Genomic DNA, 23,702 nt, shown 5'->3' on the forward strand with positions numbered 1-23,702 from the left:
TCAGCCGGCGTCGAACTCGAGCCGAGTCACCGAGAGGTACCAGTCGCCGAAGGGGGGAGGCGGAAGCCGCCGTTCGCGCAGTCGGCGGCGCGCCTCGGTGAGCCAGCGGGGGCGCAGGTGGCGGCCGGAGACGAACACGGTCAGCGCCTGATCGGTGAGTGCGGCGATGCTTGGACCGTAGACCCCGGCCCCCCGCCAGGCGGGGGCGGTCTCGTCGTGGGTCAGCAGCGGGCGCAGATTCGCGTGCCACTGGGTGCGGTCCCCAGGGTCGGAGGACCACGAGAGCCAGAGCCCCTGCGGTGCCGCCTCCGCGTGCGGGTCACCCGCGAGGACCATGAGCCAGCCGTCCCGCCACGGCCGCACGTCCGCGTCGAAGAAGTCGTGCCGCGCGTCGAAGAGCTCCAGCGGATCGCTCCACCCCGTCAGGCCGTCCTCGCTCCATGTATACCGGATGCGGTAGTCCGGCGCCTGCCCCCGGGGCGGGTCCGCCACGAAGGAGAGGAACCACAGGTGCCAGCGCCCGTCCGCGTATCGGACGCAGGGCTCCAGGACGCTCGGCCGCTCTGCGTCGCCGCGCAGCACCGGCGTACCACGCCGCCACCACCCGCCGTCCGGCGTCTCCTCCAGGACCCCGACGGCGTAGGTGCGCGGGGTGCGCACGAGTCGGTCCAGGCCGGTGTAGTAGACACGCCGCACCGGCTCTCCGCCCGCTCCCACGCCCTCCGTCAGACAGGGGGATCCCATGCCGGCGGAGTCGAACGCCCAGCGCGGGGGGCGGGCCAGCGGCACCGCGGTGCCCCAGGGGCCACGGGTGCGCACGCGCCACGGGGCCTCGTGGGCATCGCGCCCGGGTGGGAGGTCTGCCTGCACCAGCCGTACGCGGAAGCGGTTCTCGAACGCGCCGAGGAGCATGGTCCACCGCTCGTCCGTGCAGGACACCTCCGGATCCGTGACGGCCAGGAGGTTCCAGGCCCCTACGCCCGGCGCGCGCAGGTTGTCGAAAAGGACGGTCTCTCGGGCGGGGCCGGCGGCCCAGGGGAGCGGCATGGCACAGGCCCCTCCATTCCGGCTGCGGGGGACAGGATCGCAGGCCGCCGACCACCCGGCGGTCCGCGGGGTCGAGGGTCGACGGTCCCCGGCGGCCCCCGCACTCCGCGGCCGGGCGGGATCCCCACTCACGCCACGAAGATGCAGAACGGGTGGCCGGCCGGGTCGGCGTACACGTAGAGCCGCTCCTCGGGGTCCTCGGACTCGTCCCGCAGGAGCCGCGCCCCGAGCCCGAGAGCCAGGGTGTGCGCGGCGCGCAGGGACTCCACGTCCGGGACGGTGAGGTCCAGGTGGGCCTGCATCGGGATCTCGGGAGAGGGCCATGTGGTGGGGGTCAGCTCGTCCGTCTGCTGGAAGGCCAGGACCCGGCGGCCCTCGTGGTCCAGCAGGACGAGCCAGTCGCCGTCGTCGGGGGTGCCGTCGGCGGGCGGCTGGTCGCCCTTGCGGTAGCGCAGGTCCAGGAGCCGACGGTAGAACTCGGCGAGCGGGCGGATGTCGGTGGCGTCGAGGACGACCTGCTGCAGCACTGGACCGGTGACCATGCCCGCACGCTAGCAGGGGGCCACGGTGAAGGGCAGGGGTCAGGATCGGCCCGTCAGGCCGCCCGCGCGCCGGCCACTCCGCGCCCCGCCCGCCCGGACCGCACCGGCGCGGTGCGGCGGTACCAGTCCAGGCAGAAGAGGGCGATCAGCACCAGGTCGATGTAGTCGCCCCCGTAGTACATGAGCTGGGCGCCGGCCTGGGCCTCCGCCGCGCCCACACCCGCCGGCGGGTGCGCGTAGACGTGCTTGGACAGGATCGCGTGCAGCGCGAGGAACGCCACGAGCACGCCCGCCCGCAGCGGGTGACCGCGGGGGTGCGGCGCCGGGTCCGCCTGCAGGATTGCGGCCGTGAACACCCATCCGGCCAGCAGCACGTGCAGGTGCACCACCAGATGCCCCACCGCGGAGGCGTGCATCCAGGCGTGCACGGGGGTGGTGTAGAGCAGCCACAGCCCGCCGATGTTCAGGATCGCCGCCACCACCGGGTGCGACACCACCCGCACGTACGGCGTGGACAGCACCCGGGACAGCCGCCGCGCCCACGCCACGGGCAGGCCCCGCAGGGCCACGGTCACCGGCGCGGAGAGCACCAGCAGCAGCGGGGCGAGCATGCCCAGCAGCAGGTGCCCCCACATGTGGGCCGTGAAGTCGTGGTGGCCGAGCACTCCCAGCGGGCCCACCGCCACGACGCCGGCCACCACCCCCGCCGCCGCGCTCAGGGTGCGCGCGTCGGACCAGGCGCGGCCCCGGCGTCGTCCGGCGCGGACCAGCAGCACGTACAGAACCAGGAAGAGGAGCAGTCCGCCGCCGAGGACGACGCCGGCCAGCGGGAACGGGGCGCTCGTCGCCTGGGCGCCGAGCTCCGCGCCGAGCCCGCCGGAGTGCTCATGCACGGGCGGCCGCCCGGCGGGAGCCGCGCCGCCACGCGAGGGTGCCGATCACGAGGAAGGCGATCGCGATCGCCATCCACACGAGGTCGTACACGAGGATGTTCTCCACCGGCGGGTACGGGCCGGTGCCGCGCAGCTCGGTGGGGATCACCTCGTACCGGATCTGGTGGATCCGCAGGAGCTTGTGCTGCACCGTCCCGTCCCAGGCCTGGAAGGCGCCCGCGCCGATCAGCACCGCCGGCCACCAGCGGCCCACCCCGGGACCGCCCCGGCGCCGCACGTCCGCGAAGAGGAACAGCCCGGCCACCGCGGCGAACCAGCCGAAGGCGTGGAAGAGCCCGTCCGAGACGAGCCCGACGGCCGTGGTGGAGCGGTCGTAGAAGTGGTGCCAGTGCAGGAGCTGGTGCAGCACGGTCTCGTCGACGAAGGCGGCCACGCCCACGCCGAAGAGGATCCCGGAGAGCAGCAGGCGGCGGTGCAGGTCGGGGGCGGCCGTGTCGAGGGGGCGCGTGGCGGCGGGGGCGGTCGACATGGTGCCCACGGTAGCCGCCTCTCCGACAAGAGGGCAGGTCAGAGGCCGGACTCCAGCGCGGTCACGGCCGCGTCCAGCTCGTCCTGGTGGGCGCCGACGAGCCCGGCCGGGTCGGCGAGGCGGCCGTCGTCGTCGCGGGGGGCCTCCAGGATGGCGATGTGCACCATCGGCTCGACGACGTCCATCTTCAGCCGGGGCAGAACGTCCGCGAGGTGCTGCGCCGCCGTCTTCCCGCCGTAGCTGCCGTAGGAGACGATGACCGCGGGCTTGCCGTTCCACTCGCCCCACACGGTGTCCAGCGCGTTCTTCAGCACGCCCGGGACGCTCGCGTTGTACTCGGGGGTGACGATGACGAACCCCGCGAACGAGTCCACGCGCGCGGCCCAGGCCTTCGTGGACTCCAGCTCGTACGCGCCCTGCTTGGGCGGGCGGGGGTCGCTGAGGAAGGGCAGGTCGACCTCGCGGAGGTCGATGAGCTCCACCTCCGCGGTGAGGCGCTCGGCGACCGCCGCGCGCACGGCTTCGGCGAGGTCCCCGCCGACGCGGTGCGGGCGCGTGGCGCCGACGAGGACGCCGACCTGCTGCGGGGAGAGCTGGGCCTGCGGGGTGTCCTGGGTCATCGGGGTCCTCTCGGGGATCTGCTCGGACGGCGCCCACCGCGGGCGCGCCGTCCCAGGGTGCCGCACGGGACGGGCCCCGGTCCACCGTCGCCGCGGCGCCTCAGGCCCCGTCGCCCAGCAGACGGCCGACGACGTCGGCCACCTCCGCCCGGTCCGCGGCACCCAGACCGAGCAGCGGTCGGGGCAGGCACCCGGGCGCGGCGAGACCGAGGTGCTCGGCGGCCGCGGCCGTCACCCGGAGGCTCCCGTGCCGGGCGAACAGATCCCACAGCGGTGCCAGCCGCTCCGACTCGGCGAGGGCGTCCTCGTGCCGTCCCTCCCGCACGGCGTGCGTGATCCGCAGCGCGGGCTCGGGCAGGGTCCCGGCGATCACGGAGTACCAGGTGTCGCAGCCGGCGATCAGCCCCGCGGCGCCGCCCGCGTCCCCCGAGACGCCCACGCTCACGCGCGCCGGCACCGCGGCGCGGATCTCGGCGACCCGCGCCCGTGCCTCGGACGGGTCCGCGGACACGCCTGGGATCTTGAGGGAGACGACGTCGGGCAGCGCCGCCACGCGCCCGTACAGGGCGGTGCTGAACGTGAAGCGCGTGGTGGTCGGGTTGTCGTAGACGGTCACCGGCAGCTCCGTGGCGGCGGTGACGTCCGCGTAGAGGCCGGCGACGTCGTCGTCGGTGAGGGGCTGGTAGGACTGCGGCGCCAGGAGCAGCCCCCGCGCGCCGGCCGCCGCGGCGTCCTCGGCGAAGGCGAGGGCGTGCGCCGTGCGGAGCGCGCTGACCCCGGCGTGCACGGGGACGTCCCCGGCGGCGTCGACGGCGAGGCGCACCACCCGCTGTCGCTCCGCGCGGTCCAGGTAGGCGCCGGCGCCGGTGGAGCCGAGGACGGTGATCGCGTCGACGCCGGCGGCGGCGAGGCGCCGGATGATCCGGACGAGGGCGGCCTCGTCCAGGCGGTCGTCCCGCAGGGGAGCGAGGGGGAAGGCGTTGAGGGCCGCGCGTGCGGGGGCTGGGAGCATGGGGGCAGGGTAGCGGGGGCGGGTCGGATCGTTGACGGACGCAGGCGGAAGGGGTGGACTGTGCCCCACATCCCCGTGTGCCCAGGAGGCCCCCTGTCAGATCAGCTCCAGCAGGAGATCACGGACGCCGCGGCGGCGATCGTGGACGCGTTCCGGTCCAACGACGAGGAACGGTACTTCTCCGGGTTCGCCCCGGAGTGCAGCTTCGCCTTCCACACGGACCGGGAGGTGCTGCTCGGCCGGGATGCCTGGCGTTCGGCGTGGCGGGAGCTGCACGAGTCGGGCTGGCGCGTCGTCGACTGCCACTCCCTCACCACCCACGTGCAGCCGATCGGCCGGGACGGCGGGGTCTTCCTGCACGAGCTGGAGACCACCGCCGAGCAGGACGGTCGCTGTGAGACGTACCGCGAGCGCGAGACGATCGTCTTCGAGCGCCGGGACGGACGCCTGAGCGCCGTGCACGAGCACCTCTCTCCGGTGCCCGCCGAGGCCGAGGCGACCAACGAGGAGGCCGTCCGATGAGCAGCGCCGCAGGCGCGACCGGCGCCGTCCCCTCGGCCGACGCGATGGCCGACCCGCCCGTGCGGGGCACCCTGGGCGGTCTGCGCATCGGACTGATCTGGCTGGCGGCCAACCTGGTGGTCACCACCCTGCTGACCGGCACGCTCTTCGTGCCGGGGGTGCCGTTCGCCGAGGCCCTGGGGTGGATCGTCCTCGGCACGATCCTGGGTGCGATCGTCCTCACCCTGGTGGCGGTCATGGGCGTCCGCACCGGGCTGCCCACCATGGCCCTGACCCGCGGGTCCTTCGGCCTGCGCGGCTCGATCGTCCCCGCCGTGGCCAACGTAGTCATCCTGATGGGGTGGTCCTGGGTGCAGGCCATGCTGGCCGGCATCTCCCTGAACGCGCTCGTGGAGCAGTGGACCGGGTTCTCCAACCCGGCGCTCTTCTCCGCGCTCTGCCAGGCGCTGGTAGTGGGTCTCGCGATCTTCGGGCATGAGGGGATCGCGAAGGTGGAGCCGCTGTTCGCCGTGGTCATCCTCGGGATCATGGCGTGGATCTTCATCACCGCCTTCGGCTCCCACGCGCCCGCAGAGTACGTGGCCATCCCCGCCGACCCGGCCGGGTACGACGGCATCACCGTGTTCGACATCGTCTTCGCCACGGCCATCTCCTGGACCGTGCTCTCCGCCGATCTGACACGGTCCGCCCGCACCCAGGCCGGTGGCGCGGTCGGCGCCGGAGTGGGCTACACGGTGTCCACCGTCGTCTCGATGACCCTCGGCCTGACGGCGGCGTCGTTCGTCCTCCTCGAGGGCGGCGAGGTGCTGCCCTTCGACCCGACCCTGCTCATCGGCTCGTTCGGGGCGCCGGTGGCGATCGCCATGTTCCTCTCGGTGATGGCCACCAACACCATGGTCATGTACGGGATGACGGAGTCCGTGCGCCACGCGCTGCCGCGCACCCGGCCGCTGCCGTTCGTGCCGACCGCGCTGGTCCTGGGCGCGGTGGGCGTGATCGGCGCGACCTGGCTGGGCCTGCTGGAGCGGTTCACCGCCTTCCTCTCCCTGATCGGGGCCCTCTTCATCCCCGTGTTCGCCGTGATGATCGTGGACTACTACGTGGCGCGCCGGCGGGTCTACCGGGCGGACATCCTGCGACACTCCGGGGGCGCCTACTGGTTCCGCGGCGGGTGGAACCTCGGGGCGCTGCTGGTCTGGATCCTGGGTGCGGTGGCCTACCTGCTGTTCTACTTCGTGATCTCGACCCCGGCGGGCGCGGCCCTGCCGACGTTCGCCGTGGCCGCGCTCCTGTACTGGGCGTGGACGCGGGTCGCCGGCATCCGGGAGGCCCCGGACGTGCGTTCGCTGCACCTGGCGGACGCGGTGGAGCACGAGCGTGCGTGAGGAGGGCGCGCGGCGGGTGGACCTCAGCCACCGGCTGGCCACCGGCGGGACGGTGTTCCCAGGGGACCCGGAGATCCTGCTCGAGACGGCCGCGCAGATCGAGGTCGAGGGGTTCGCCGTCACCGCCGTCGCGATGGGGTCCCATTCGGGCACGCACGTGGACGCGCCCAGGCACACGGTCGCCGACGGACGGACGATGGACGACGTCGACGTGGCCCGCCTGATCGGCCGGGCGCACCTGCTGCGCGTGCCGGATGCGGCCCCCCGGGAGCGGATCGGCCCGGCGCGGCTGGCGGGCCAGCTGGCGGCCTTGCCCGACGGCGCCCGGATCGTCCTCCTCGTCACCGGCTGGGACCGGTTCTGGGGCGAGGACGCCTATCTCGAGCACCCGTTCCTCGATGGCGCCGTGGGGGAGCACCTGCGGGACCGCGGGGTGGACGTGCTGGGCGTGGACACCCTCAGCCCGGACGAGACCGCCCCCGACGGGTCCGCGCCGCTGCCGGTGCACGAGGCGCTGCTCGGGGCCGACCGGCTGATCATCGAGAACCTCCGTGGCCTCGCCGCCCTGCCGGCGTCGGTCACGAGCCTGGAGTTCACCGCCCTGCCGCTCCCGCTCGCCGGCGCGGACGGTGCGCCGGTGCGGGCGATCGCCACGATCCCCGCGGAGGCGTTGGCGGACTGAGCCGGTCCCTGACTAGGAGCGACTGGTGCTCGAGGGCTTGCGCGACGACGAGCTCGCCTCGGACACGGCTGTCGGGGTCGGAGGCTGGTCGGGATGGGCGCCGTCGGCGGCCGCCCGCTCCGCCGCCCAGGCGGCCTTCTGCCGTTCCGAGCGCCGATGGTTGCGCACCGCGACGACGCCGAGCACCAGGCCGAGGAGCACGGGCTTCCAGACCTCGTCGTACTCCAGCACCGTCCGCAGCCAGCCGGGCAGCGGGGGGACGTCGATCTCCCACGCGGGGAGCCGGGGCACCGGCAGGTGGATCTGCGGCATGGTCGGCACGGGCAGGTGGATCCGGGGGAGGCGGAACTCCGGCAGGTTCACCTGCCAGTCCGGCAGCAGCTTCGCCAGGAGGGGGAAGAGCACCAGGACGAGGATGGCCCCGCCTGCCTTCCCGAGTCCGCCCATCAGCGGATAGAAGATCCGCTTCACGCTGCTGGACTCCATGGCGGCCTGCCGGCGGGCGCCCCGCGAACCGGGCGGCGGGTCGAACTCCACCACGGACGATCCCTCGCGGAACTGCACGGAGAGGATGTCGCCCAGGGCGTTCGACTGGACCCTCAGGCGCCGCAGGCTCGATGCGGGGTGCGACTCCAGCGTGGAGAAGCCGTCCTCTTCCGTCTTCGGGTTCTTCAATCGGACCTCTCCCACGCCGGTGCGCGGGTAGCGGCCGGTGACCTCGCCGTCGATGCGCACCTGCAGCCGCAGCGGCGGGTTCTTCACTCGGGCCCGCACGCGGTCACGGAGCGGAGCGTCCAGGGGAGGCCGCTCGCCGGCGCGTGCAGGGGCCGACTCGGCGGACCCGTCGACGGCGTCGTCCGCCTCCGGCTGCGGCCAGCCCGGGTCGCCGGCGAGGAACTCGGCGTCGAACCCCTGCCGCAGCTCGAGCCGGCCGTGCTGTGGGTGGTCGAGGGTCCAGATCTCCACGGCTCAGCGCCTCCGCCGGAGTCGGCCGCCGAGCGCGCCGCCGAGGCGGCTCAGTGCCAGCACGCCGAGCGCGTAGATCCACGTGCCGTCGCTGGTGTACATGGCCAGTCCGAGCAGGGCGAGGATCGCCGTGAGCACGGGGAACGCCCACGTGCTGCGGAAGACGACGCCGTCGATCGCCCCGAGCGTCAGCGCGCCCGCGGTCAGCAGGCCGAGCAGGGCCGTTGTGGCTGTCTCGGCCGGCAGTACGGCGCCGAGGGCGAACGGGGCCGCCAGGTAGGCGGCCGCAGCGAGGGCGTAGGGCCACGCCTGCGCAGCGGTGCGGTCCGGCGGACCACTCGCGGCGGAGCCGGGCCTCGGCTCCGTGGGGGCCGGTGCGGGGGTGGTCTCGGTCATGAGGGGAGGCTAGATGCTGCACAGGGAAGCCGAGGACCCTCGGAAGTTGGGGTCTGCGCAGGCCGATCAGCGACTTTCGGTGGAGGCGGGGCTGGCAAGCCGTCAGCCTCGAAACGCTAGCGGCCGGGCGCCCCCTGCCGCAGGGCCTGCCCCGCCACGATCAGCAGCATCGCCGCGCCGGCCGCCGCGGCCCCGGCCGGTCCCGCGGCGGGCGCGCCGAGCATCGCCGCCAGGGCGCCGACCAGGCCCAGGACCAGCATCGACCCGCCGATCCACCGGAACACCGGCGCGCCGAACGCGCGCGCGAACGGCAGGAAGTGCGCGCCCACCACGGCCGCCCCCAGGGCGATCTGCGCCGTCGGCGCGTCTGCGGCCCGGGCCACCAGACGGGTCACCGGGAACAGCAGCAGCATCACGACGACGGCGGCCCCGTACACCCGCAGCGCCCCGGGCGCCGGGGGCGGCAGGGCGGGCAGGGTCCGGCGGCGGAGCAGGACCGCCGCGAGGGCGAAGGCGGCGAGGGCGACCGCCGCACTGCGGAGCATGCTCTGAGCGTCGCCGGGCAGCCCGGCGATCCCGGCGAGCAGGAAGGCCGTGCCGCCGACCACCCCGATCAGCCCGCCGAAGACCACCGGATGACCCGCCCGGCTGATCCCGCGGACGCGCTGGCCGTCCACGATCTGCCTGTGAGCGTTGCCTGTGTGCACCTGAGTCATCGTTCCCCTCCTGCTGTGTGCGACCGGGGCCATCGTGTCACGGCCGTTAGCCTCCTCCCATGCCCTCCGCCTCGATCGACCACGTGCGGCAGGCCCGTTGCGTCCTGTTCCACGGGGTCACGGGGGCCGGGAAGTCCACCGCGGCCGTGCGGCTCGGCGCTGTGCTCGGCCTGCCGGTCACCCTCGTGGACGAGGAGTTCGGCTGGCTGCCGGGCTGGGTCCCGCGGCCGGAGGCCGAGCAGACCGCCCTGGCGGACTCGGTCACGGCGGGGGAGGCCTGGGTGCTGGACTCCGCCTACGGCTTCTACCGGCCGATGGTCATGGAGCGGGCCGACGTCGTCATCGCCCTGGACTACTCGCGGGCCCGGACCTTCACGCGCCTGGTGCGGCGCACGATCCGCCGGGTGGTGGGGCAGGGGGAGATGTGCAACGGCAACCGCGAGTCCTGGCGTCGGGTGCTCGGGGAGGAGTCGATCCTGCGCTGGCACGCCGCCACGTTCGACCGCAAGCGGGCATGGGCCCGGGAGCGGGAGGCCGCGGCGGAGGGGGCGCCGGTGCTGCGCCTGAGCACGCCGCGGCAGTGGGAGCGGGTGCTGGCCCGGCTGGAGGGCAGGCGGCAGGCTCCCTGAAGCACGCTGCTCCTCCGGACCTCACGTCGTGCTCAGGACCGCGTCCTCAGGACACGGTCCTGAGCAGAAGGGGAGGTCCTGCGGCCGCCTCGCCCTTCGTCCCGCGCTCTGACAGGGTGGTGCCATGGACGGGATGGAGCGGGAGAAGGTCTGGCACGTGCGGATCGCCGTCGCGGCGGCGCTCGTGGGATGCGCCGGCGTCGTGTCCGGACTGCGGCACGAGCTGGGGCTGGGATGGGCGGTCGGGCTGCTGACGGCGTGCCTCCTGGGCGTGGTCCTCGCCCTGCGCGACGTGCACCACCGGGTGGACCAGGAGGAGGCGGGGCGTCAGGTGTTCTACGCCGGCCGGGGGAGTACGGCGTGGTTCGCGGTGGTGATGGTGGGGGTCGCGATCGTGCCGGGCATGGTGATCCCCCTGCTCGCGGACGGGGCCGCCACGGCGCTGGCTGTGGGACTCTTCGCCGCCGTGCTGACCGCGGCGGCACACGGCGTGCTCGCGGCCACCACCACCGGGGAGCCGCAGCCCGAGCCGGTCCCGGTGCCGTTGCGCCGCGAGGACGGCTGAGAATCCGCTGCGGAAGTGACCCTTCTGAGGGCGGTGGCGGTCGCCAGAAGGGTCAGTTCCGCAGTGGATTCGGCGACGCCGGAGCACTCAGGAGCACGTCGGGCGCCGGGCGTCGGACGCTCCCGTGGCACCATCGGCTCATGCCCGAGCGCCCCGCCCCCACGCCGCCCGCCGCCACACCCGGCCCCGCCCCTGCCGTCCATGCCGCGGGCTTCGACGAGCTCGACCGGACGACGGCCTACCGCCTCTGGCAGCTGCGGTCGCTGGTGTTCGTCGTCGAGCAGGACTGCCCCTACCTGGACCTGGACGGCCGCGACCTCGAGCCGGCCACCGTCCACCTGTGGGTCGAGGACGAGGCGGGCACGCCCGTCGCCACGCTGCGGTTGCTGGATGACGGCGACGTCGCCCGGATCGGCCGCGTCGTCACCCACCCCGACGCGCGGGGCCGCGCCCTGGCCGGCGCGCTGCTGGACGAGGCGATCGCCCGGATCGGCGGGCGGGACAGCGTGCTCGACGCCCAGGCCCACCTGGCGCACTGGTACGCCCGCTGGGGCTACGCGCCGGACGGGCCGGAGTTCCTCGAGGACGGGATCCCGCACGTGCCGATGCGGCGGGCGGGAACGGGTGCGACGGACGGGCGTCGCGCGCACACCTGAGAATCGACTGCGGAAGTGACCCTTCTGGGGGTGTCAGCGGGCGTCAGAGGGGTCACTTCTGCAGTCGATTCCGGACGCCGCCGCCCGACGTCGCCTGGACCACCGTCGTCTGCAGCTCCGCGGCGGTGCTCGTGTCCGGGGTCACCACGGTGAACCGCTGTCCGTCGTGGGTGGTGAGGACCAGCCCGGCGGGGCCGCCGAGGTCCAGGCGCACGCCGCGGCGGGAGCGGGCCCGCCCCGTCACCGGCCAGTTGATGTAGGCGACACCCGGGCCGACGTCGTCCTGGACCTCCACCGTGGCCAGTGAGTCCAGGGGCAGCTCGCGGGAGTACAGCGGGGCCCGGAGGCGGAGCACGCCGGTGGCGGGGTCCGCCTCGAGCTCGATGCGGGCGCGCAAGAACGCCACCTGGCTCAGCCACACGACCAGCCCGAGGCTCGCGGCGCCGGTCGCGAGGTAGCCCGGCGACCGCAGTTCCGGCTCCAGCAGGGGGAGCAGGATCAACGGGAGTGCCGTGACGAACACCAGCGCCCACCCCAGCACCCGGTAGCCGGCCGGTGGGTCGACGACGGCGGTGTGCTCCGCCTCGGCGGGTGCGGTGGTCATCGGCGCCCGATTCGGGCCGTCGTCCTGCCCAGTCCCGCTCCGACGATGAGCAGGACCAGTCCGAGAAGCTGGAGCCCCCAGCCGAGGAGGCCGCGCCATTCGAGGTCCGTGAAGGAGAGGACGTAGAGGCCCGCGACGGTGGCGAGCACCGCCATGACCACGAGGAACGCCCGTCTCGACCCTGTGTCAGCCATGTAGGGAACGTAGCATGTGCGCATCGGGGGGGTGGCCAGGGGTGCGGCCCGCGAGCGGTGGGGCGGGGTGTCATGAGACCGCGGACAGGCGACGCAGCTGCTGCACCTGGCGGTGGTAGCCGACGAGCGGAAAGCTCGTGTACACCAGGGCCACGGCACTCAGCGTCGCGGCCGCCATCTCCACTGCGCGAGGCCAGTCGGCGGCCGTCATCACCAGCACGACCAGGAGCACGGCGGCGAGCGTCACTGCGGTGTACCGCAGGAACAGGGAGCGGTTGTCGAGTGCCTCCTCGAGCCGTGACTCCGTGCCGGTGTGGACGGGGGCGGAGCCCGGGGCGGCCTTGAAGAAGTGGATGTGGCCGTAGGTCAGCATGGGCGTCCATCCGGCGGCCCGGAAGAGGTCGAAGTAGTCGTCGTCGGGGTCGGTCTCGTAGGCCATGTCGAAGACGACGTCCTCGGGCTCGGCGTCCTCGAATCGCCAACCGTGGGCGGCCAGGGAGAATCCGGCCAGCCGCTGGCCGCGGCGGGCCATGTCCTCGAACATCGCGAGGTCCTTTTCCGGGGTGAAGGCCAGCCCGCTGCTCATGCGTGTGGTGCTCATGTCGTCTCCATGATCTGGTCGGCCATCGCCAGGAGGCGGCGTCGGCGTTCGATGTCGCTCATCAGGACGCCGCGTCCCCGGGGGTGAGGCGATGGACGCGTCGGGCGTCGTCGCCGTCGAACTCCTCGATGACCCCGGCATCCCTGAGCTTCTTCAACGTGGTGTGGAGATGCGGATCATCGGGGTCCCGCCACTCCCCGAGAATCATTGAGGGATATATCTCTGAGTGACACTCAGTCATCGACTGCCGGCGGGCGCAAGGGCGTGGGGCAGCGGAGGCCGACCTTGACGCCCCCGGGCGCGACGACGCCCCGGATGCGCGCGGCACCCGGGGCGTCGTCGGTGGGACAAGGTGGTCGGTCAGTGGCCGTAGCCGCCCTCGTCGTTCTCCTCGGTCTCCTTCTCGGACTGCTCGGCCTTGGCCGCGAGGCCGTCGACCTCGGCGGGCGCCTGCTGCGCGGCCTGGTCCTGGTCGCCGGGGGCGTCGGAGTTCTTCGTCTCTGGGATCTGCTGATCAGCCATGGGTGCCCTCCTCAGGCGTGGTGGGAGGGGCGCCGGGTGAGCGCCCCCTGTCCGACGGCGCCCGGGGTGGGGTGGGCCGACGTCGTCGCAAGTCAACCAAGGGTCAGGCCGACACGCCCACCCCTGGCCCTCCGGCCGGAGGCCCCCCGGTCAGTCCCTGCCCGGCAGCAGGCCGCGGGCGGCGTCGGCGGCGCGCTGGAGCAGGGAGTCGTCCCCGCCGCCGGCCCAGGAGGGGTCGTGGGGCATCGGGCCCATCGGATCGGCCGCGTCCGGGTCCGCGGGCTCCGTCTCCCGCGGGTCCGCCAGGGACCGGCGGATCGACTCGTCCAGGCCCATCAGCTCGTGCCCCTGCGGCAGCAGGTCCCGCACGAAGTCCTGCTCCCGGCAGACCATGTCGTGGTGCAGGCTGTCCAGCAGGGCCTCCACCACGGGGGCCGGCACGTCCGTCAGCCGCCCGGCGAGGACGCTCACCAGCTGGGTCGGCAGGAGCGGCACGTCCACCTGGGGCCGGGTGAGGCCGGCCAGCTCGGCGTAGCGGGAGAGCAGCTCGGGGTAGCGCAGCCGCTCAGGGCCGCCGATGTCGTAGCTGCGGGTGGGCGAGCCGACGACGGCGCACGCCACCAGCGCCTCGAGGGCGTCCACGATCGCGATCGGCTGGACGAGGTGGTCCATCCAGGTGGGCACGGTCTGCAGGGGCATGCGCTCGCTGATCTGGCGGATGACCTCGAAGGAGGTCGAGCCGCTGCCCATCAGCACCGCCGCGCGCAGGGTGATCACGCTGGCCTCGGCCTGGCTGAGGATCTCCTCCACCTCCAGGCGGGAGGCCAGGTGGTCGGAGAGCTCCTCGCGGGGCGCCTCCTCGGGGATCAGGCCGGAGAGGTACACGATGCGCTCGACGCCGGCCTCGTCCGCGGCGTCCCGCATGATCCGGGCCGCGTCGCGGTCCTTCTCGACGAAGTCCTTCCCGCCCATGCCGTGCACGAGGTAATAGACGACGTCCACGCCCTCGCAGGCCGCCCGGACCTGGTCGGCGTCGTTCACGTCCATGGTGACCGTCTCGACCCGGTCGGACCACCAGGGCTGGTCCTTGGACTCGTCGCGACGGGTGGTGCGGACGCGGTGGCCGGCGTCGAGCAGCTTCGGGACCAGGCGGCCGCCGACGTACCCGCTGGCGCCGGTCACCAGGATGAGTCGGGAGTCGCCGTCCGGGGCGGTGTCACGGGACGCGGCGGCGGGGGAGGGGGATGCTGAGATGGTCATGTCGTCCTCATCGGAGGCCCTTCGGCGGGGTGGGGCCGGAAGGGGAGGCGGAAGGGTGAGGGCAGTCCACCAAGCGGGGCGGGCCGGGGCAAGAGCACCGGTCCCGGCAGGCGGGTGTGAGAGGCGGCACCCTCGGGCGCGGCCGCGGGCGCGCCCGAGAGTGCCGGGTCAGGTGGCGGTCTCCCGGCAGCCGGTCTTCTCGCTGATCTGACGGGCGGCGGTGCTGTCCTCCCACGCGGAGGAGGCGACGACGTCGGGACCGTTCGTGGCCTGGATGCCGATCATCCGGCCGTTCTGGAGCGCCGCAGCGGGCCCCTCGCCTCCATCGCGGCCTCCACCAGGACCGGCCGGAACCCGAGCGCCTCGTTGACGTCCAGCATGGGCCGGTTCTCCTCGGCGTTCCAGGTGATGATCGCCCGGGCCTCGGGCAGGGCCCGGCGCAGGGCGAGCAGGTTCGCCGCCTTCACGCGCATGCCCAGCCGATGGCCGCGGTGCTCGGGCAGCACGATGGTGTCCCACTGGTCGATCAGGCCGTCCGCGCGGGAGCGCGGCGCCACGAGCTCGTTCAGCCCGACGATCCGTCCGGTGCCGCGGTGGCGCGCCACCGCGCGGAAGAACCGCCCGGTCAGGAGGATCTGCTCGTCCTTGCGGCGCACCCGCTCCGCGTCCCACGTCTGCTCGGCGACGGTCAGGTCCCCGGCGGGCACGTCCGTGGACATGCGCGCCTTGAGGACGGCGAGGTCGGCCCGCAGGGACTCCTCGGCCGGCCCCTCCCAGGTGTGGACCTCGTAGTCCGCCGAGAAGCGCTCGGCCTCCGCCAGGGCCTCGGCGGGGTCGACGGCCGGGGCGGCGACGTCGTACCGGCTCACCCGCTCGATCTGGCCGACCGTGAAGCCGTAGGAGAGGGCCAGCCGCACCCCGGGATGCCCGGCCGGGATCGCGCCGGCCCCGCTCGACGGGGTGAGCACGTCCTCTCCGGGGGCGGGCGGCGGCGCCATCGGCCACGTCTCGAAGCGGGCGAAGCCGGCGGTGTCCTGGACGAGGCGTTCGGCCAGGGCCCGCCCGTGCCCGCGGCCGCGGTGGCCGGGGTGGACGTAGACGTTCAGGGCGGCCGCGTCGGGCTCGTCCACGTGGTTGACCAGGACCCGGGCGTACCCGACGGGCGCGTCGTCGTCATAGGCGAGGTAGCGGCGCAGGGTGTGGTCGGTCTCGGCGACGGCCTGCACGAGCGCGTCCTCGGGGGACTCGTCCCACTCGGTGGTGCCGATCAGCTCGTGGTTGTACTCGTGGTTGAGGTGGCAGTAGGCCTGCCAGCGCGGATCGTCGGCGGAGGCGGGCAGGGCGATCTCGAGGATCTCAGGCATGGGTGATGTCTCTCTTCAGCAGGGCAGGGGTGGAGGCCGTGCGTCGTCGAGCGGGGCTCCAGACGGACGACGGCGGGGGAGGCCCGCACACGAGGCGTGGGGCGGCCTGGGTCACTGCTGCTGCATCATGCTGTGAAGCGTGTCACAGGTGGGGTGGGGGCGGCAAGGTGGTGCCGGGGCGGTCCTGGCCGGTTGAGGCGTGGGCCGCCTCGATCCACCCATGGCGGCGCGCCCCGGGGTCCTGCCGAGTGCCGCCGTCGCTCACGGCGAATCCTTCCGCCGTCAGCAGGCGCATGAGCTCTGTCGGCGGCCAGGACCATGCCGTGGTGACGGCATGCGCGAAGGGTTAGAGCCGGTCCCCCGAGAAGAAGCCGAGCAGCAGCGAGCCGCCGGGGCGCAGCGCCCGGTGGGCGTGCCGGAGGAGGAGCGGCACCTCGGGCGGGGGCGTGTGGATGATCGAGTACCAGGCCAGGATCCCGTCGAAGGCGGCCGCGGGCAGGGTCTGGAAGGAGCCCGGCTCGACACGGACCTGAGGGTGGACCCGGTGCGCGTGGGCCACGAACTCCTGCACCGGCTCGATGCCGGTCGCGTCATGGCCCAGGGAGTGCAGGTGGGCGGTCCAGTGGCCGGGTCCGCAGCCGACATCCCCCAGGGACCCGCCCACCCGGTGGGCCCACGTCTCGACCAGCAGCCTGTCCTCGTCGGCGACGGTGGCCATGGTCCCGAACAGCTCGGCGTACTCAGCCGCCCTCGCGCCGTAGGCGTTTCGGCTGGCGGGGTGGCCGCCCTGGGCGCCGTCGGCGGCGTTCACCGCGGGGCCTGCGCGGGCGCGAGGACCTGCCACAGCTCGTGGTCCTGCCAGCGGCCGGCGATCCTCAGGTACTGCGGCGCCAGCCCGTACCGCTGGAACCCGTGACGTTCCAGCACCCGGCGGGAGGCGTGGTTGTGGGGCAGGATCTCGGCCTGCACCCGGTGGAGGCCGAGCTCGCCGAAGGCGATCCCCAGGGCCTGCCCGACGGCGGCGGTCGCCACGCCGCGCCCCGTCGCCTCCTGCGCCACCCAGTAGCCGAGCGAGCAGAACTGTCCGGCGCCGCGGACCACGCTGGCCAGGGTGAGGCGTCCGAGGAGGCGCCCGGCGTCGTCGGTGATGAGGAAGGCGTACGAACGGTCGGCGGCGCGGTCCGTCTTGGCCTGGTCGAGGGCCTCGCGCTGGCCGGCCTCGGTGAACCAGTGGGCGGGGCGCTCCGGCTCCCACGGGGCCAGGTGCTCGTGCTGTGCGAGGACCAGCGCTGAGAGGGCTGGGGCGTCGTCGGGGGCGGCGGGGCGCAGGCGGACGGTCATGGGCCGAGCGTAGGGCGGGCCAGCAGCACTCCGAGGCCGCCGTCGAACTCGATGCCGGCGAAGCATGGACCCGTCTCGACGAACTCGAAGCCAAGGGACGTGTGCAGGGCGAGGGACGGCGCGTTGCGGGCGTTCACCACACTGTGCAGAGTCCGACCCTCGAGGCCGGCCACGGCCTCGATGACCGCCTCCAGCAGGCGGTGACCGATGCCTCGGCGGCGGAACTCGGGAACCACCGTGAGGCCGGCAGTGAGCCACTGTTCCGGTCCGCCGGAATGCAGGGCGGTCCGCGTGGCGCCGGACCAGCCGACCACCTCGAGCCCCTCGGGCCGGGTGGTCTCGGCCAGCACCAGCACCGGTGCCTGCTCCACCAGACGACGCGCGGCAGGCAGGTGATCCGCGGTCCTCCACCGCGCACCGGCATCACCGCGGCCAAGGCGGCTGTGTCCTGCGAGCCCGCCGGGCGGATCAACACGGTGGGTTCCGTGGTCACGACCGGTCCAGCCCCAGGAACCGCCGGAGCTCCTCCGCGCCCGTGATCCGCACCGGCTCGTCCCCGCGCACGATCTCCTCGGGCCGCAGCTCGAAGTACACCTCGCCGGTCGGGACGCCGCGGCGCTCTGCCTCGCCGCGCCCGGTCTCCCGGTAGCCGACCTTCTCGCTGACCCGGCGGGAGGCGGTGTTGTCCATCCAGGCGGAGGAGGTGACGGCGTCGAGCCCCAGGCCGTCGAAGGCGAGGGCGCACACCATGCGCCGCATCCGGGTGCCCAGCCCCTGCCCCTGGAACGGCAGGCCGAGCCAGGAGCCGGTCTCCAGGCGGCGGGTGCGGGCGACGTCGGGACCGTTCAGGCCCTGCATCCCGACCACCCGGCCGTTCCGCCGCACCACGAGCTCGAGGCTCACGCCGCCGTCCACGGTGCGGGTGAGCGTGGAGGCGAAGAACCGCACGTAGTTCGCGGGCATCTCCTCCGCGGGCGCGTCGGTCCACGGGAACAGGAAGGGCGTCCAGGCGGGGTCGTGGATCCCGCCGGCGACGACGTCGAGCACCTCCGGCACGTCGGCCTCCCGGAGCGCGGTCATCCGCAGGTCGCCGGACTCGACGACGAGCCCGTAGGGCGGCCAGATCTGCTCGAGGGTGCGCGTCGGCGCCGGGGAATCCCCTGCGGAAGTGACCCTTCTGGGGTCCGATGAGGGCGTCATAGGGGTCATTTCTGCAGTCGATTCGCGGGGGTGGCCGCGCGTCGCAGCGGCGCCGTCGCCTCCATCGCCGCCTCCACGAGGATCGGCCGGAAGCCGAGGGCCTCGTTGACGTCCAGCATGGGCCGGTTCTCCTCGGCGTTCCAGGTGATGATCGCCCGGGCCTCGGGCAGGGCCCGGCGCAGGGCGAGCAGGTTCGCCGCCTTCACGCGCATGCCCAGCCGATGGCCGCGGTGCTCGGGCAGCACGATGGTGTCCCACTGGTCGATCAGGCCGTCCGCGCGGGAGCGCGGCGCCACGAGCTCGTTCAGCCCGACGATCCGTCCGGTGCCGCGGTGGCGCGCCACCGCGCGGAAGAACCGCCCGGTCAGGAGGATCTGCTCGTCCTTGCGGCGCACCCGCTCCGCGTCCCACGTCTGCTCGGCGACGGTCAGGTCCCCGGCGGGCACGTCCGTGGACATGCGCGCCTTGAGGACGGCGAGGTCGGCCCGCAGGGACTCCTCGGCCGGCCCCTCCCAGGTGTGGACCTCGTAGTCCGCCGAGAAGCGCTCGGCCTCCGCCAGGGCCTCGGCGGGGTCGACGGCCGGGGCGGCGACGTCGTACCGGCTCACCCGCTCGATCTGGCCGACCGTGAAGCCGTAGGAGAGGGCCAGCCGCACCCCGGGATGCCCGGCCGGGATCGCGCCGGCCCCGCTCGACGGGGTGAGCACGTCCTCTCCGGGGGCGGGCGGCGGCGCCATCGGCCACGTCTCGAAGCGGGCGAAGCCGGCGGTGTCCTGGACGAGGCGTTCGGCCAGGGCCCGCCCGTGCCCGCGGCCGCGGTGGCCGGGGTGGACGTAGACGTTCAGGGCGGCCGCGTCGGGCTCGTCCACGTGGTTGACCAGGACCCGGGCGTACCCGACGGGCGCGTCGTCGTCATAGGCGAGGTAGCGGCGCAGGGTGTGGTCGGTCTCGGCGACGGCCTGCACGAGCGCGTCCTCGGGGGACTCGTCCCACTCGGTGGTGCCGATCAGCTCGTGGTTGTACTCGTGGTTGAGGTGGCAGTAGGCCTGCCAGCGCGGATCGTCGGCGGAGGCGGGCAGGGCGATCTCGAGGATCTCAGGCATGGGTGATGTCTCTCTTCAGCAGGGCAGGGGTGGAGGCCGTGCGTCGTCGAGCGGGGCTCCAGACGGACGACGGCGGGGGAGGCCCGCACACGAGGCGTGGGGCGGCCTGGGTCACTGCTGCTGCATCATGCTGTGAAGCGTGTCACAGGTGGGGTGGGGGCGGCAAGGTGGTGCCGGGGCGGTCCTGGCCGGTTGAGGCGTGGGCCGCCTCGATCCACCCATGGCGGCGCGCCCCGGGGTCCTGCCGAGTGCCGCCGTCGCTCACGGCGAATCCTTCCGCCGTCAGCAGGCGCATGAGCTCTGTCGGCGGCCAGGACCATGCCGTGGTGACGGCATGCGCGAAGGGTTAGAGCCGGTCCCCCGAGAAGAAGCCGAGCAGCAGCGAGCCGCCGGGGCGCAGCGCCCGGTGGGCGTGCCGGAGGAGGAGCGGCACCTCGGGCGGGGGCGTGTGGATGATCGAGTACCAGGCCAGGATCCCGTCGAAGGCGGCCGCGGGCAGGGTCTGGAAGGAGCCCGGCTCGACACGGACCTGAGGGTGGACCCGGTGCGCGTGGGCCACGAACTCCTGCACCGGCTCGATGCCGGTCGCGTCATGGCCCAGGGAGTGCAGGTGGGCGGTCCAGTGGCCGGGTCCGCAGCCGACATCCCCCAGGGACCCGCCCACCCGGTGGGCCCACGTCTCGACCAGCAGCCTGTCCTCGTCGGCGACGGTGGCCATGGTCCCGAACAGCTCGGCGTACTCAGCCGCCCTCGCGCCGTAGGCGTTTCGGCTGGCGGGGTGGCCGCCCTGGGCGCCGTCGGCGGCGTTCACCGCGGGGCCTGCGCGGGCGCGAGGACCTGCCACAGCTCGTGGTCCTGCCAGCGGCCGGCGATCCTCAGGTACTGCGGCGCCAGCCCGTACCGCTGGAACCCGTGACGTTCCAGCACCCGGCGGGAGGCGTGGTTGTGGGGCAGGATCTCGGCCTGCACCCGGTGGAGGCCGAGCTCGCCGAAGGCGATCCCCAGGGCCTGCCCGACGGCGGCGGTCGCCACGCCGCGCCCCGTCGCCTCCTGCGCCACCCAGTAGCCGAGCGAGCAGAACTGTCCGGCGCCGCGGACCACGCTGGCCAGGGTGAGGCGTCCGAGGAGGCGCCCGGCGTCGTCGGTGATGAGGAAGGCGTACGAACGGTCGGCGGCGCGGTCCGTCTTGGCCTGGTCGAGGGCCTCGCGCTGGCCGGCCTCGGTGAACCAGTGGGCGGGGCGCTCCGGCTCCCACGGGGCCAGGTGCTCGTGCTGTGCGAGGACCAGCGCTGAGAGGGCTGGGGCGTCGTCGGGGGCGGCGGGGCGCAGGCGGACGGTCATGGGCCGAGCGTAGGGCGGGCCAGCAGCACTCCGAGGCCGCCGTCGAACTCGATGCCGGCGAAGCATGGACCCGTCTCGACGAACTCGAAGCCAAGGGACGTGTGCAGGGCGAGGGACGGCGCGTTGCGGGCGTTCACCACACTGTGCAGAGTCCGACCCTCGAGGCCGGCCACGGCCTCGATGACCGCCTCCAGCAGGCGGTGACCGATGCCTCGGCGGCGGAACTCGGGAACCACCGTGAGGCCGGCAGTGAGCCACTGTTCCGGTCCGCCGGAATGCAGGGCGGTCCGCGTGGCGCCGGACCAGCCGACCACCTCGAGCCCCTCGGGCCGGGTGGTCTCGGCCAGCACCAGCACCGGTGCCTGCTCCACCAGACGACGCGCGGCAGGCAGGTGATCCGCGGTCCTCCACCGCGCACCGGCATCACCGCGGCCAAGGCGGCTGTGTCCTGCGAGCCCGCCGGGCGGATCAACACGGTGGGTTCCGTGGTCACGACCGGTCCAGCCCCAGGAACCGCCGGAGCTCCTCCGCGCCCGTGATCCGCACCGGCTCGTCCCCGCGCACGATCTCCTCGGGCCGCAGCTCGAAGTACACCTCGCCGGTCGGGACGCCGCGGCGCTCTGCCTCGCCGCGCCCGGTCTCCCGGTAGCCGACCTTCTCGCTGACCCGGCGGGAGGCGGTGTTGTCCATCCAGGCGGAGGAGGTGACGGCGTCGAGCCCCAGGCCGTCGAAGGCGAGGGCGCACACCATGCGCCGCATCCGGGTGCCCAGCCCCTGCCCCTGGAACGGCAGGCCGAGCCAGGAGCCGGTCTCCAGGCGGCGGGTGCGGGCGACGTCGGGACCGTTCAGGCCCTGCATCCCGACCACCCGGCCGTTCCGCCGCACCACGAGCTCGAGGCTCACGCCGCCGTCCACGGTGCGGGTGAGCGTGGAGGCGAAGAACCGCACGTAGTTCGCGGGCATCTCCTCCGCGGGCGCGTCGGTCCACGGGAACAGGAAGGGCGTCCAGGCGGGGTCGTGGATCCCGCCGGCGACGACGTCGAGCACCTCCGGCACGTCGGCCTCCCGGAGCGCGGTCATCCGCAGGTCGCCGGACTCGACGACGAGCCCGTAGGGCGGCCAGATCTGCTCGAGGGTGCGCGTCGGCGCCGGGGAATCCCCTGCGGAAGTGACCCTTCTGGGGTCCGATGAGGGCGTCATAGGGGTCATTTCTGCAGTCGATTCTCGGGGGTGGCCGCGCGGGCCTCGGGCATGGCCTCGCGCAGCGCGACCACGTTCGCGGCCTTCACGCGCATGCCCAGCCGGTGGCCGCGGTGCTCGGGCAGCACGATGGTGTCCCACTGGTCGACGACGCCGCTCGTCCGCGAGCGCGGCGCCACCAGCTCGTTCAGACCCACGATCCGGCCGGTGCCGCGGTGCCGCGCCACTGCTCGGAAGAGGCGCCCGGTGCCGGCGACGTGCTGGTCGTTGCGCAGCACGCGGGCGGCGTCCCAGGTCTGCTCCGCCACGGTCCTGTCTCCGGCGGGCACGTCAGTGGCCATGCGGGCCTTGAGAACGGCCACGCCGGGGCGCACCTCGGGCGTGGCGACGCCCTCATGCACCTCGACGTCGTAGTCCGGCGACGCCGCGGCGGCCTCCGCCAGCGCCGTGGCCGGGTCGACAGCGGGCGCGGCGAGGTCATATCGGCTGATGCGCTCGACCTGCGCCACGGTGAGGCCGTGGGCGAGGGCGAACAGCACACCCGGATGGTCGGCGGGGACCGCGCCCGCGCCGCTCGAGGAGGTCACCGTGCGCTCCCCGGGAGAGGGGGGCGGCGTCGTGGGCCAGGTCTCGAAGCGACGCATGCCGGCCGTGTCCTCGATGAGCCGGTCGGCGAGGGCGCGACCGTGACCCCGGCCGCGGTGCCCCGGGTGGACGTAGACGGAGAGCGCGGCGGAGTGGGGGTCGTCGACGGTGTTGACGAGGGAGCGGGCGTGGCCGACCGGGGTGCCGGCGTCGTAGGCGAGGTAGCGACGGACCGACCAGTCCGGCTGGCTGCGCGCGGAGGTGAGGGCGTCCTCGGGGGACTCGTCCCACTCGGTGGTGCCGAGCAGCTCGTGGTTGTGCTCTCGGCCGAGACGGCAGTAGTCCTGCCAGCGCGGGTCGTCGGCCGAGGTGGGCAGGGGGATCTCGATGATGTCCGGCATGGTGACTGCTTTCCACAGGAGGAGGGCGCCGAGGAACACCGAGCGGGGCTCGGGCGCCGGGGCGCGGGAGGGGGCCTGGTGGCGGGGGCCGGGAACGCCCCCCGGGCGTAAGTGGTGCTGCACATTGCTGTGAAGCGTGTCACTGGTGGGGGGGGGGCGGCAAGGTGGTGCCGATGGGGAGGGCCGGCGTCGCGCGCGCGTGGATCTACAGGCGCCCGGAGGGCTCCGTGGCATCCTCCTGGGCAATGGCACAGCATGGCCGTAGTCTGACCAGACAACCCAGAGGGGGCTCGATGGAACTACCCAGAGGGGGCTCGATGGAACTGCGGCGAGACATGCTGATGGGCCTCGCTGGGGCGTCGTCCGCCGCGCTGTTCGTGGGAGAGGCCCTGCGTGGCGCATGGTGCGCGCGGGTCCGGCCCGCGGAGAGGTCTTCATGAGGCGGCGGACCTGGATTCTCCTGGCGGTCCCGTCGGTCTTCCACGGGCTGTTCTTCGCCCTGATCCTGGGCGAGGCGATCCTTCCCTACCCGGTGATCCTCACGGGCGCCGTCCTCGCGTTGCTTGCTCCGGTCATCGCCGTGCCCCTGCTCTCTCGGCTCGGGGCCGCGACGGGCGTCGTCGCCGTGACCGCGGTCGTCTCCGTGGTGCGATGGGCGGTCTTCCTTGCCAGCGTGAACGACCCCTACGGCTACTACGCGTGGCCGGTGGACGTGGTGCTGAGCATCGGCCTGCTGCTGATCGCCCTGCGAGTGCGTCGCGGCGCTCTCGAGCGGGGTGCGACGCGCGGCTGAGGGCGCGGCCTGCGCAGGCTCAGTCCCGCGGCT

The 23,702-nt window shown here is 73.9% G+C and carries 32 protein-coding genes; 7 read left to right on the forward strand and 25 right to left on the reverse strand.

The features are described from left to right. From Q4D18_RS02165 to Q4D18_RS02190, 6 genes are all read right to left on the reverse strand, one after another. Entirely contained in the window at window positions 1-1,047 is a 1,047-nt protein-coding gene (locus Q4D18_RS02165; RefSeq protein ID WP_303125323.1) for a hypothetical protein, read from the reverse strand. Window positions 1,048-1,175: 128 nt separating this feature from the next. Next, the gene (locus tag Q4D18_RS02170; RefSeq protein WP_303125325.1) at window positions 1,176-1,589 is read right to left on the reverse strand and encodes a VOC family protein; all 414 of its coding nucleotides are present in this window, start codon (window positions 1,587-1,589) and stop codon (window positions 1,176-1,178) included. 53 nt (window positions 1,590-1,642) lie between these two features. Beyond that, window positions 1,643-2,482: a cytochrome c oxidase assembly protein gene (locus tag Q4D18_RS02175; RefSeq protein ID WP_303125327.1), complete on the reverse strand. Its 840-nt coding sequence runs from the start codon at window positions 2,480-2,482 to the stop codon at window positions 1,643-1,645. Continuing rightward, a complete protein-coding gene (locus Q4D18_RS02180) occupies window positions 2,475-3,011 on the reverse strand; it encodes a DUF2243 domain-containing protein (RefSeq protein WP_303125328.1) in 537 nt (178 codons plus the stop codon). The genes Q4D18_RS02175 and Q4D18_RS02180 overlap by 8 nt, the downstream gene beginning before the upstream one ends. A gap of 38 nt (window positions 3,012-3,049) precedes the next feature. Beyond that, the gene (locus Q4D18_RS02185) at window positions 3,050-3,631 is read right to left on the reverse strand and encodes an NADPH-dependent FMN reductase (RefSeq protein WP_303125329.1); all 582 of its coding nucleotides are present in this window, start codon (window positions 3,629-3,631) and stop codon (window positions 3,050-3,052) included. Between the two features lie 100 nt (window positions 3,632-3,731). Further along, entirely contained in the window at window positions 3,732-4,643 is a 912-nt protein-coding gene (locus Q4D18_RS02190; protein ID WP_303125331.1) for a dihydrodipicolinate synthase family protein, read from the reverse strand. Window positions 4,644-4,703: 60 nt separating this feature from the next. Here Q4D18_RS02190 and Q4D18_RS02195 point away from each other — a divergent pair, with 60 nt between their 5' ends. Genes Q4D18_RS02195 through Q4D18_RS02205 form a run of 3 tightly spaced genes read left to right on the forward strand, consistent with a single transcriptional unit; the run spans window position 4,704 to window position 7,232 of the window. Then, window positions 4,704-5,165, forward strand: a complete 462-nt coding sequence (locus Q4D18_RS02195) for a nuclear transport factor 2 family protein (RefSeq protein ID WP_303125334.1) — start codon at window positions 4,704-4,706, stop codon at window positions 5,163-5,165. Further along, window positions 5,162-6,550: a cytosine permease gene (locus tag Q4D18_RS02200; protein WP_303125336.1), complete on the forward strand. Its 1,389-nt coding sequence runs from the start codon at window positions 5,162-5,164 to the stop codon at window positions 6,548-6,550. Before Q4D18_RS02195 ends, Q4D18_RS02200 begins: the two co-directional genes overlap by 4 nt. Continuing rightward, window positions 6,543-7,232: a cyclase family protein gene (locus Q4D18_RS02205; protein ID WP_303125338.1), complete on the forward strand. Its 690-nt coding sequence runs from the start codon at window positions 6,543-6,545 to the stop codon at window positions 7,230-7,232. The genes Q4D18_RS02200 and Q4D18_RS02205 overlap by 8 nt, the downstream gene beginning before the upstream one ends. A gap of 12 nt (window positions 7,233-7,244) precedes the next feature. On the opposite strand, the gene Q4D18_RS02210 is transcribed toward Q4D18_RS02205, so the two are convergent. The 3 genes from Q4D18_RS02210 to Q4D18_RS02220 all read right to left on the reverse strand — a co-directional run bounded on the left by Q4D18_RS02210 (window position 7,245) and on the right by Q4D18_RS02220 (window position 9,310). Further along, on the reverse strand, window positions 7,245-8,198 hold the full coding sequence (locus Q4D18_RS02210) for a hypothetical protein (RefSeq protein ID WP_303125340.1): 954 nt from the start codon (window positions 8,196-8,198) through the stop codon (window positions 7,245-7,247). Window positions 8,199-8,201: 3 nt separating this feature from the next. Next, window positions 8,202-8,594: a hypothetical protein gene (locus Q4D18_RS02215; protein WP_303125342.1), complete on the reverse strand. Its 393-nt coding sequence runs from the start codon at window positions 8,592-8,594 to the stop codon at window positions 8,202-8,204. Window positions 8,595-8,710: 116 nt separating this feature from the next. After that, window positions 8,711-9,310, reverse strand: a complete 600-nt coding sequence (locus tag Q4D18_RS02220; RefSeq protein WP_303125344.1) for a hypothetical protein — start codon at window positions 9,308-9,310, stop codon at window positions 8,711-8,713. Between the two features lie 59 nt (window positions 9,311-9,369). Between Q4D18_RS02220 and Q4D18_RS02225 the strand changes: the two genes are divergently transcribed. The 3 genes from Q4D18_RS02225 (at window position 9,370) to Q4D18_RS02235 (ending at window position 11,160) form a co-directional block, all read left to right on the forward strand. Further along, on the forward strand, window positions 9,370-9,939 hold the full coding sequence (locus Q4D18_RS02225; protein ID WP_303125346.1) for an adenylate kinase: 570 nt from the start codon (window positions 9,370-9,372) through the stop codon (window positions 9,937-9,939). Between the two features lie 124 nt (window positions 9,940-10,063). Beyond that, window positions 10,064-10,504: a hypothetical protein gene (locus tag Q4D18_RS02230; protein ID WP_303125349.1), complete on the forward strand. Its 441-nt coding sequence runs from the start codon at window positions 10,064-10,066 to the stop codon at window positions 10,502-10,504. Between the two features lie 140 nt (window positions 10,505-10,644). Further along, complete coding sequence (locus Q4D18_RS02235; RefSeq protein ID WP_303125350.1) at window positions 10,645-11,160, forward strand: GNAT family N-acetyltransferase; 516 nt, start codon at window positions 10,645-10,647, stop codon at window positions 11,158-11,160. A 52-nt stretch (window positions 11,161-11,212) separates the two neighbouring features. Here the strand turns inward: Q4D18_RS02235 and Q4D18_RS02240 are convergent, their stop codons facing one another. From Q4D18_RS02240 to Q4D18_RS02315, 16 genes are all read right to left on the reverse strand, one after another. After that, window positions 11,213-11,764, reverse strand: coding sequence for a hypothetical protein (locus Q4D18_RS02240; RefSeq protein ID WP_303125353.1), 552 nt, complete (start codon window positions 11,762-11,764; stop codon window positions 11,213-11,215). After that, window positions 11,761-11,958 (reverse strand): hypothetical protein, encoded by a 198-nt coding sequence (locus Q4D18_RS02245; RefSeq protein WP_303125354.1) that lies wholly within the window; start codon window positions 11,956-11,958, stop codon window positions 11,761-11,763. Before Q4D18_RS02245 ends, Q4D18_RS02240 begins: the two co-directional genes overlap by 4 nt. 70 nt (window positions 11,959-12,028) lie before the next feature. Further along, window positions 12,029-12,559 carry a DUF2812 domain-containing protein gene (locus Q4D18_RS02250; RefSeq protein ID WP_303125356.1) on the reverse strand — a complete coding sequence of 177 codons (531 nt, stop codon included), beginning with the start codon at window positions 12,557-12,559 and terminating at the stop codon, window positions 12,029-12,031. A gap of 360 nt (window positions 12,560-12,919) precedes the next feature. Beyond that, entirely contained in the window at window positions 12,920-13,081 is a 162-nt protein-coding gene (locus Q4D18_RS02255; protein ID WP_153239435.1) for a hypothetical protein, read from the reverse strand. Window positions 13,082-13,231: 150 nt separating this feature from the next. Next, on the reverse strand, window positions 13,232-14,341 hold the full coding sequence (locus Q4D18_RS02260) for an NAD(P)H-binding protein (RefSeq protein WP_303125362.1): 1,110 nt from the start codon (window positions 14,339-14,341) through the stop codon (window positions 13,232-13,234). A 281-nt stretch (window positions 14,342-14,622) separates the two neighbouring features. Next, complete coding sequence (locus Q4D18_RS02265) at window positions 14,623-15,705, reverse strand: GNAT family N-acetyltransferase (protein WP_303125364.1); 1,083 nt, start codon at window positions 15,703-15,705, stop codon at window positions 14,623-14,625. A 346-nt stretch (window positions 15,706-16,051) separates the two neighbouring features. Beyond that, window positions 16,052-16,516 (reverse strand): bifunctional 2-polyprenyl-6-hydroxyphenol methylase/3-demethylubiquinol 3-O-methyltransferase UbiG, encoded by a 465-nt coding sequence (locus tag Q4D18_RS02270; protein ID WP_303125366.1) that lies wholly within the window; start codon window positions 16,514-16,516, stop codon window positions 16,052-16,054. After that, window positions 16,513-17,046: a GNAT family N-acetyltransferase gene (locus Q4D18_RS02275; protein ID WP_303125367.1), complete on the reverse strand. Its 534-nt coding sequence runs from the start codon at window positions 17,044-17,046 to the stop codon at window positions 16,513-16,515. The genes Q4D18_RS02270 and Q4D18_RS02275 overlap by 4 nt, the downstream gene beginning before the upstream one ends. Beyond that, the gene (locus Q4D18_RS02280; protein WP_303125369.1) at window positions 17,043-17,417 is read right to left on the reverse strand and encodes a GNAT family N-acetyltransferase; all 375 of its coding nucleotides are present in this window, start codon (window positions 17,415-17,417) and stop codon (window positions 17,043-17,045) included. Before Q4D18_RS02280 ends, Q4D18_RS02275 begins: the two co-directional genes overlap by 4 nt. A 118-nt stretch (window positions 17,418-17,535) precedes the next feature. Beyond that, entirely contained in the window at window positions 17,536-18,246 is a 711-nt protein-coding gene (locus tag Q4D18_RS02285) for a GNAT family N-acetyltransferase (protein ID WP_303125372.1), read from the reverse strand. A gap of 5 nt (window positions 18,247-18,251) precedes the next feature. Further along, the gene (locus tag Q4D18_RS02290; protein WP_303125374.1) at window positions 18,252-19,349 is read right to left on the reverse strand and encodes a GNAT family N-acetyltransferase; all 1,098 of its coding nucleotides are present in this window, start codon (window positions 19,347-19,349) and stop codon (window positions 18,252-18,254) included. A gap of 346 nt (window positions 19,350-19,695) precedes the next feature. Continuing rightward, window positions 19,696-20,160, reverse strand: a complete 465-nt coding sequence (locus Q4D18_RS02295) for a bifunctional 2-polyprenyl-6-hydroxyphenol methylase/3-demethylubiquinol 3-O-methyltransferase UbiG (RefSeq protein ID WP_303125366.1) — start codon at window positions 20,158-20,160, stop codon at window positions 19,696-19,698. Then, window positions 20,157-20,690 (reverse strand): GNAT family N-acetyltransferase, encoded by a 534-nt coding sequence (locus Q4D18_RS02300; protein ID WP_303125367.1) that lies wholly within the window; start codon window positions 20,688-20,690, stop codon window positions 20,157-20,159. Before Q4D18_RS02300 ends, Q4D18_RS02295 begins: the two co-directional genes overlap by 4 nt. Next, window positions 20,687-21,061 (reverse strand): GNAT family N-acetyltransferase, encoded by a 375-nt coding sequence (locus tag Q4D18_RS02305; RefSeq protein WP_303125369.1) that lies wholly within the window; start codon window positions 21,059-21,061, stop codon window positions 20,687-20,689. Before Q4D18_RS02305 ends, Q4D18_RS02300 begins: the two co-directional genes overlap by 4 nt. Window positions 21,062-21,179: 118 nt before the next feature. Continuing rightward, window positions 21,180-21,890: a GNAT family N-acetyltransferase gene (locus Q4D18_RS02310; RefSeq protein WP_303125372.1), complete on the reverse strand. Its 711-nt coding sequence runs from the start codon at window positions 21,888-21,890 to the stop codon at window positions 21,180-21,182. Between the two features lie 5 nt (window positions 21,891-21,895). Continuing rightward, complete coding sequence (locus Q4D18_RS02315) at window positions 21,896-22,876, reverse strand: GNAT family N-acetyltransferase (RefSeq protein WP_303125376.1); 981 nt, start codon at window positions 22,874-22,876, stop codon at window positions 21,896-21,898. Window positions 22,877-23,312: 436 nt separating this feature from the next. Between Q4D18_RS02315 and Q4D18_RS02320 the strand changes: the two genes are divergently transcribed. Then, entirely contained in the window at window positions 23,313-23,669 is a 357-nt protein-coding gene (locus Q4D18_RS02320; RefSeq protein WP_303125379.1) for a hypothetical protein, read from the forward strand. The last annotated feature ends 33 nt before the right edge of the window (window positions 23,670-23,702 follow it).

The organism is Micrococcus sp., assembly GCF_030523875.1.
Taxonomy (GTDB): Bacteria; Actinomycetota; Actinomycetes; order Actinomycetales; family Micrococcaceae; genus Micrococcus.

Coding starts and splice junctions, on each gene's coding strand:
- Q4D18_RS02165 (WP_303125323.1), bottom strand. CDS start 1,047: ATGCCGCTCCCCTGGGCCGCCGGCCCCGCCCGAGAGACCGTCCTTTTC.
- Q4D18_RS02170 (WP_303125325.1), bottom strand. CDS start 1,589: ATGGTCACCGGTCCAGTGCTGCAGCAGGTCGTCCTCGACGCCACCGAC.
- Q4D18_RS02180 (WP_303125328.1), bottom strand. CDS start 3,011: ATGTCGACCGCCCCCGCCGCCACGCGCCCCCTCGACACGGCCGCCCCC.
- Q4D18_RS02185 (WP_303125329.1), bottom strand. CDS start 3,631: ATGACCCAGGACACCCCGCAGGCCCAGCTCTCCCCGCAGCAGGTCGGC.
- Q4D18_RS02190 (WP_303125331.1), bottom strand. CDS start 4,643: ATGCTCCCAGCCCCCGCACGCGCGGCCCTCAACGCCTTCCCCCTCGCT.
- Q4D18_RS02200 (WP_303125336.1), top strand. CDS start 5,162: ATGAGCAGCGCCGCAGGCGCGACCGGCGCCGTCCCCTCGGCCGACGCG.
- Q4D18_RS02215 (WP_303125342.1), bottom strand. CDS start 8,594: ATGACCGAGACCACCCCCGCACCGGCCCCCACGGAGCCGAGGCCCGGC.
- Q4D18_RS02220 (WP_303125344.1), bottom strand. CDS start 9,310: ATGACTCAGGTGCACACAGGCAACGCTCACAGGCAGATCGTGGACGGC.
- Q4D18_RS02225 (WP_303125346.1), top strand. CDS start 9,370: ATGCCCTCCGCCTCGATCGACCACGTGCGGCAGGCCCGTTGCGTCCTG.
- Q4D18_RS02230 (WP_303125349.1), top strand. CDS start 10,064: ATGGACGGGATGGAGCGGGAGAAGGTCTGGCACGTGCGGATCGCCGTC.
- Q4D18_RS02235 (WP_303125350.1), top strand. CDS start 10,645: ATGCCCGAGCGCCCCGCCCCCACGCCGCCCGCCGCCACACCCGGCCCC.
- Q4D18_RS02240 (WP_303125353.1), bottom strand. CDS start 11,764: ATGACCACCGCACCCGCCGAGGCGGAGCACACCGCCGTCGTCGACCCA.
- Q4D18_RS02245 (WP_303125354.1), bottom strand. CDS start 11,958: ATGGCTGACACAGGGTCGAGACGGGCGTTCCTCGTGGTCATGGCGGTG.
- Q4D18_RS02250 (WP_303125356.1), bottom strand. CDS start 12,559: ATGAGCACCACACGCATGAGCAGCGGGCTGGCCTTCACCCCGGAAAAG.
- Q4D18_RS02255 (WP_153239435.1), bottom strand. CDS start 13,081: ATGGCTGATCAGCAGATCCCAGAGACGAAGAACTCCGACGCCCCCGGC.
- Q4D18_RS02260 (WP_303125362.1), bottom strand. CDS start 14,341: ATGACCATCTCAGCATCCCCCTCCCCCGCCGCCGCGTCCCGTGACACC.
- Q4D18_RS02265 (WP_303125364.1), bottom strand. CDS start 15,705: ATGCCTGAGATCCTCGAGATCGCCCTGCCCGCCTCCGCCGACGATCCG.
- Q4D18_RS02275 (WP_303125367.1), bottom strand. CDS start 17,046: ATGACCGTCCGCCTGCGCCCCGCCGCCCCCGACGACGCCCCAGCCCTC.
- Q4D18_RS02285 (WP_303125372.1), bottom strand. CDS start 18,246: ATGACGCCCTCATCGGACCCCAGAAGGGTCACTTCCGCAGGGGATTCC.
- Q4D18_RS02290 (WP_303125374.1), bottom strand. CDS start 19,349: ATGCCTGAGATCCTCGAGATCGCCCTGCCCGCCTCCGCCGACGATCCG.
- Q4D18_RS02300 (WP_303125367.1), bottom strand. CDS start 20,690: ATGACCGTCCGCCTGCGCCCCGCCGCCCCCGACGACGCCCCAGCCCTC.
- Q4D18_RS02310 (WP_303125372.1), bottom strand. CDS start 21,890: ATGACGCCCTCATCGGACCCCAGAAGGGTCACTTCCGCAGGGGATTCC.
- Q4D18_RS02315 (WP_303125376.1), bottom strand. CDS start 22,876: ATGCCGGACATCATCGAGATCCCCCTGCCCACCTCGGCCGACGACCCG.
- Q4D18_RS02320 (WP_303125379.1), top strand. CDS start 23,313: ATGAGGCGGCGGACCTGGATTCTCCTGGCGGTCCCGTCGGTCTTCCAC.